Origin of the sequence: Streptomyces sp. NPDC086077 (assembly GCF_040686175.1) — a bacterium.
Lineage (GTDB): Bacteria > Actinomycetota > Actinomycetes > Streptomycetales > Streptomycetaceae > Streptomyces.
Genome location: NZ_JBFBJT010000265.1, coordinates 1 through 5,299, shown reverse-complemented (window position 1 = coordinate 5,299; position 5,299 = coordinate 1). Strand labels below are relative to the sequence as shown.

Here is a 5,299-nt window from a genome sequence, read left to right as displayed (position 1 = left end):
CCGACCACAGCCACTCGGCGTACTTCGCGAACCCCTCGTTCAGCCAGATGTGCCGCCAGTCCGCGAGGGACACGCTGTTGCCGAACCACTGATGCGCCAGCTCGTGCGCTATCAGCCGCTCCCAGCCCCGCGCCCCGTCCACGTGGTTGGCGCCGAAGAGCGACAGCCCCTGCGCCTCGACCGGCACGTCGAGCTCCTCCTCCGTCACGACGACGGCGTACTCCTCGAACGGGTAGGGCCCGAACAGCTCCTGGAACAGCTCCATCATGGCCGGCTGCCGCGCGAAGTCCCGCGAGAACTCCGGCAGCAGATGCGCCGGGATGTGCCCGTGCTGCGGCACGCCACCGGGGCCCGGGTCGCCCAGCAGCACCGTCCGGTACTTCCCGATGGCCAGCCCCACCAGGTAGCTCGGCGTCGGCGCGGGCTGCTCGTAGACCCAGGTCGTCGTCGAGGCCTTCGTCGTCCGCGTCAGCAACCGCCCACCGGAGACCACCGAGTACGAGGACGGCGTGGTGACGGAGATCTGGTACGACGCCTTGTCGGCCGGCCGGTCGTTGCACGGGTACCACGAGGGCGCCCCGACCGGCTGACTCGCCACCAGCGCCCCGTCGACCAGTTCCTCCCAGCCGATCCCGCCCCAGGGGCTGTTCACCGGCCTGGGATTGCCCGACCAGTGCACCTCGACCGTGAACGCCGCCCCGGCCCGCACCGCCTTGCCCGGCCGCACCCGCAGTCGGCCGCCCCGATGCGTGTAGTGCGCCTGCCGGCCGTCCACCCGCACCCGCCCGATCTTGAAGTCGGCCAGGTTGAGCTGGAACTCGGCGAGCGCGGCACGCCCCGCGATGGCGTTGATCCGCGCCGTGCCCGCCAGCCGGTTGGTCCCCGGGCGGTAGTCCAGCGCGAGTTCGTAGCGGTGCACCCGGTACCGGTGATCGCCGTTGGCCGGAAAGTACGGGTCCGGACCCGCCGCCTGCTGAACCGCCACTGCCGCGTCTGCTCCCTGCGCCGTGCTCGTACGACCGCCCTCGTCCCCCGCCGCGGCGGGGGACCCTAGCGACGCCACGCCTCGATCGGGTTGCCCAGCCACCGGGTGTCGTCGGGGACGGACTCCGCCGCCATCACGAGCGACGCGGGACCCAGTGTGGTGCGGGCCCCCACGGTGCTGCCGGGCAGGACGATTCCGCCAGGACCCAGCGTCGCGCCCTCACGGAGAACCACAGTATCCGTCCGCAAGATCCGGTCGTGGAAGAGGTGTGTCTGCAGTACACAGCCCCGATTCACGCAGGCGCCGTCCCCGAGGGTCACCAGGTCCGCCTCCGGCAGCCAGTAGCTCTCCACCCAGGTGCCCCGGCCGATCCGCGCACCCAGACCGCGCAGCCAGGCGGTCGTCACCGGCGTGCCCGGCACCGCGCCCGCCAGCCACGGCACGGCCAGCACCTCGACGAAGGTGTCCGCCAGCTCGTTGCGCCAGACGAACCCGCTCCACAGCGGATGCTCCGCGCTGCGGTGCCGCCCCACGAGCACCCACTTGGCCACCACGGACCCGGCGCCCGCGAGCACGCCCACCGCGAGCAGCACGACCCCGCCCAGCGGCCACGCCCAGCCGCCCAGCGCGCACAGCGCGGCCACCGTCAGCAGGGCCAGCCCCGCAGAGCAGAACACCGGCACGATCCGGCACAGCTCCACCAGCGCCCGCGCCCACAGCAACCGGGCCGGCGGGTCGTACGTCCGGCTCTGATCGCCGTCGGCCGCGCTGCGCGGCAGCCTCACCGGCGGCAGCCCCAGATAGGAGCTGCCCTTCTTCGCCTTCTTCGGCGTGGCCGAGAGCACCCCGACCAGTCCGCCGTCCGGCACGCTGCGCCCCGGCGCGGTCATCCCCGAGTTCCCGAGGAACGCCCGCCGCCCGATCTCCGCGCGCCCGATGCGCATCCACCCGCCGCCGAGCTCGTACGGCGCGGTCAGCGTGTCGTCGGCGAGGAACGCCCCCTCGCCGACCGTCGTCAGGGTGGGCAGCGCCAGCACGGTCGAGACCTCGGCCCGGCGCCCGATGCGCATCCCCAGCAGCCGCAGCCACACCGGCGTGGCCAGCCCGGCGTACAGCGGGAACAGCGTGTCGCGGGCCCGGTCCATCAGCTGCGTGACGGTCCACGCCTGCCACCCGGCCCCGCTGTGCGTCGGGTACGTCCCCTCCCGCAGCCCGCGGCTCAGCAGCCGCACCCCGACGAGGATCAGCAGCGCGTACGCCGCACCGAACGCGAGCGTCGCCGGCACCAGCGCGAGCGCGGCACCCCCGAGAGCCTGCGCCGGCCCGTCACCCGGGGCCACGAACCCGCGCACCACCAGCAGCGCGGCCCCCGCTCCCAGCACCGGCAGCGCCGACAGCGCGAGCCCCGAAGCCCCGTACAGTCCCCGCCAGAACGGGCCACGCCCCGGCCGCTCCTCGGGCCAGTTGCGCTTCGCCTTGCCGAGCTTGACCGCGGGCGCGCCCGCCCACCGCTGCCCGGTGGGAATCTGCCCGGCGACGGCCGACCCCGGCGCCACCTCGGCCCGCTTGCCGACCCGCGCCCCCGGGAAGAGGATGCTGCGCGTGCCGACCACGGCGTGCGCGCCGACCTTCACCGGCCCGATCTCCAGCCGGTCCCCGTCCAGCCAGTACCCGGACAGGTCGACCTCGGACTCCACGGCCGCGCCCCGGCCCAGCTTGAGCATGCCGGTGACCGGCGGCAGCGAGTGCAGATCCACGTCCTGCCCGACCCTGGCACCGAGCGCCCGCGCGTACCGCTCCAGCCACGCCCCCGTCAGCGAGGTCGCCCCACTGGCCTCGGCCAGCCGCTCCGCCGCCCACAGCCGCAGGTGCACGCTCCCCCCGCGCGGATACCTGCCGGGCCGCACACCACGCAGCAGCAGCCTGGCCCCACCGGCGGCGACGGCGAGCCGCCCCGGCGGTGTGAACAGCGGCACGGCCAGGGCTCCGACGGCCCACCACGGCGCGGTCGGCAGCCAGGCGTACCCGCTCAGCACATTGCCCACGGCCGCCAGGACGACGGTCCACCGCAGTCCGGTCAGCGCGAACAGCGGCACGAGGGCGAGCAGCTGCACCACCTGGGCGCGCCGGGGCACCGGGGCGACCGTGCGCCGCCCGCCGTCGTCCTGCGCCGACTCCTGGAGCCGCCGGGCCAGCTTCCGCAACGTGGGCCGCTGGTAGATGTCGAGCACGGCGGCGCCCGGGTAGCGGGTGCGCAGCCGTGTGGTCAGCTGGGCGGCGGCCAGACTGCCCCCGCCGATCGCGAAGAAGTCGTCGGACGCGGCCGTGACCGGGATCCCCAGCACCTCGGTCCACTGCTCGGCGAGCCAGGCCTCGGTGCCGTGGAGCTGCTCGGCCTCGGCGCCCGTCCTGATCCCCTCCAGGGGCCAGGGCAGGGCGCCCCGGTCCACCTTCCCGGACGTCCGGGTGGGCAGCTCGGCGACCGGCGCGAGCAGCGGCACCAGCGCCGCCGGCAGCGCGGCCCGCAGCCGCTGCACCGCCGCCTCCGCGTCCCAGCCCTCCTGGGTGACGACATAGCCGACGAGCAGCTGATTGCCGCTGCGCGCGGTCCGTACGGCGGCAGCGGCACCGGCGACGCCGGGCAGCGCCTGCAGCGCGGCGTCCACCTCGCCGAGTTCGATCCGCCGCCCGCCGAGCTTGATCTGCTCGTCGGCCCGGCCGAGGAAGACCAGCCCCTCCGGCTCGGCCCGCACCAGGTCACCGCTGCGGTACGCCCGTTCCCAGCCCAGCGAGCGGAGCGGCGCGTACTTCTCCGCGTCCTTCTCGGCGTCGAGGTACCGGGCGAGCCCGACGCCCCCGATCACCAGTTGCCCACTGGCCCCCATCGGGACCGGTTCCCCGGCCTCGTCCACGACGGCCAGCTCCCAGCCCCGCAGCGGCAGCCCGATCCGCACCGGCTCCTCGCCGCCCATCAGCGACGCGCAGGCCACGACGGTCGCCTCGGTCGGCCCGTAGGTGTTCCAGACCTCGCGCCCCTCGGTCACCAGCCGCTGCGCCAGCTCGGGCGGGCACGCCTCACCGCCGAAGATCAGCAACCGTACGTCGTTGAGGGTCTCCGGCTCCCACAGCGCGGCCAGCGTCGGCACGGTCGACACGACCGTGATCTCCTGCTCGACCAGCCACGGCCCCAGATCGGCCCCGCTGCGCACCTGCGCCCGTGGCACCGGCACCAGACAGGCCCCGTACCGCCAGGCCAGCCACATCTCCTCGCAGGACGCGTCGAACGCGACCGACAGCCCCGCCATGACCCGGTCGCCGGGCCCGATCGGCTCCTCGGTCAGGAACAGCGCGGCCTCCGCGTCCACGAACGCGGCGGCACCGCGATGGCTGACGGCGACACCTTTGGGCTTCCCGGTGGACCCGGAGGTGAAGATGATCCAGGCGTCGTGCTCGCCCCCGGGGCGCCCGGCGGCCGCTGCGGCCGCCGCTCCGTGGACGCTCACCTCGTGCCCGGCCCCGACGACGGCCCGTACCTCCGCCTCCCCGAACACCAACGCGGCCCGCTCGTCCGGGTCCTCGGCATCCACGGGCACATAGGCGGCGCCGGCCGCGAGTACGGCGAGAATCGCCACGTACAGATCATTGGTCCCCGACGGGACACGGACCCCCACCCGGTCCCCGAGCCCCACCCCGGACGCGGCGAGCCGCACCCGCAGCCGCTCCACCTCGACGGCGAGGGCCCGATAGGTGAGCCGGACCGTCCCGTCGTCCAGGGCGAGTTCGTCGGGATGCGCCCGCACGGACGCCTCGAAGAGGTCCACGAGCGTGCGCGGGGAGGCGGCCGGTCCCCCGGAGAAACGTGCCCTGTCACCGAACCGTTCGCGGATCTCGTCGTCGAGCAGGCCGAGAGCACTGCTCTCGTGTATGGCTGCCATCGGGTCCTCGCGTCTCGATCCCGGAAGCCTCCGGGGCGCCGGCGGGCCCGCAGGTCTGCCTGGGGTTGTCCGGCTCCAGCTCGTAACAAGCCGGAAATTTTAGTACGACGCCAAGTTCGCCGTCGTGCGGCGGCCACCTGCGGGGGCCGGTCGGGCTGCCGACCCGGGGGCGTCGACGGCCGTGACCTCGGGATCCTCACGGTGGGGGAGAGATGGCCCACACGGCGTCGGGCGAGCCGTCCCGAAAAAGCAGAAGACCCCTGGTGAACAGGGGTCTGAGCTGGTGTCCGAGGGGGGACTTGAACCCCCACGCCCGATAAAGGGCACTAGCACCTCAAGCTAGCGCGTCTGCCATTCCGCCACCCGGACGAGGTGTCTG

At 74.3% G+C, this 5,299-nt stretch carries 2 protein-coding genes and 1 tRNA gene; all 3 read right to left on the bottom strand.

The genetic code is table 11. The features are described from left to right. Window positions 1-985: M1 family metallopeptidase (locus tag AB0O67_RS36455; protein WP_365460117.1), on the bottom strand; the 985-nt coding region annotated here is incomplete at its 3' end. A gap of 65 nt (window positions 986-1,050) precedes the next feature. Continuing rightward, window positions 1,051-4,920 carry a Pls/PosA family non-ribosomal peptide synthetase gene (locus AB0O67_RS36450; RefSeq protein WP_365460114.1) on the bottom strand — a complete coding sequence of 1,290 codons (3,870 nt, stop codon included), beginning with the start codon at window positions 4,918-4,920 and terminating at the stop codon, window positions 1,051-1,053. Between the two features lie 281 nt (window positions 4,921-5,201). Further along, window positions 5,202-5,289: transfer RNA gene (locus AB0O67_RS36445), tRNA-Leu, on the bottom strand. Between the last annotated feature and the right edge of the window lie 10 nt (window positions 5,290-5,299).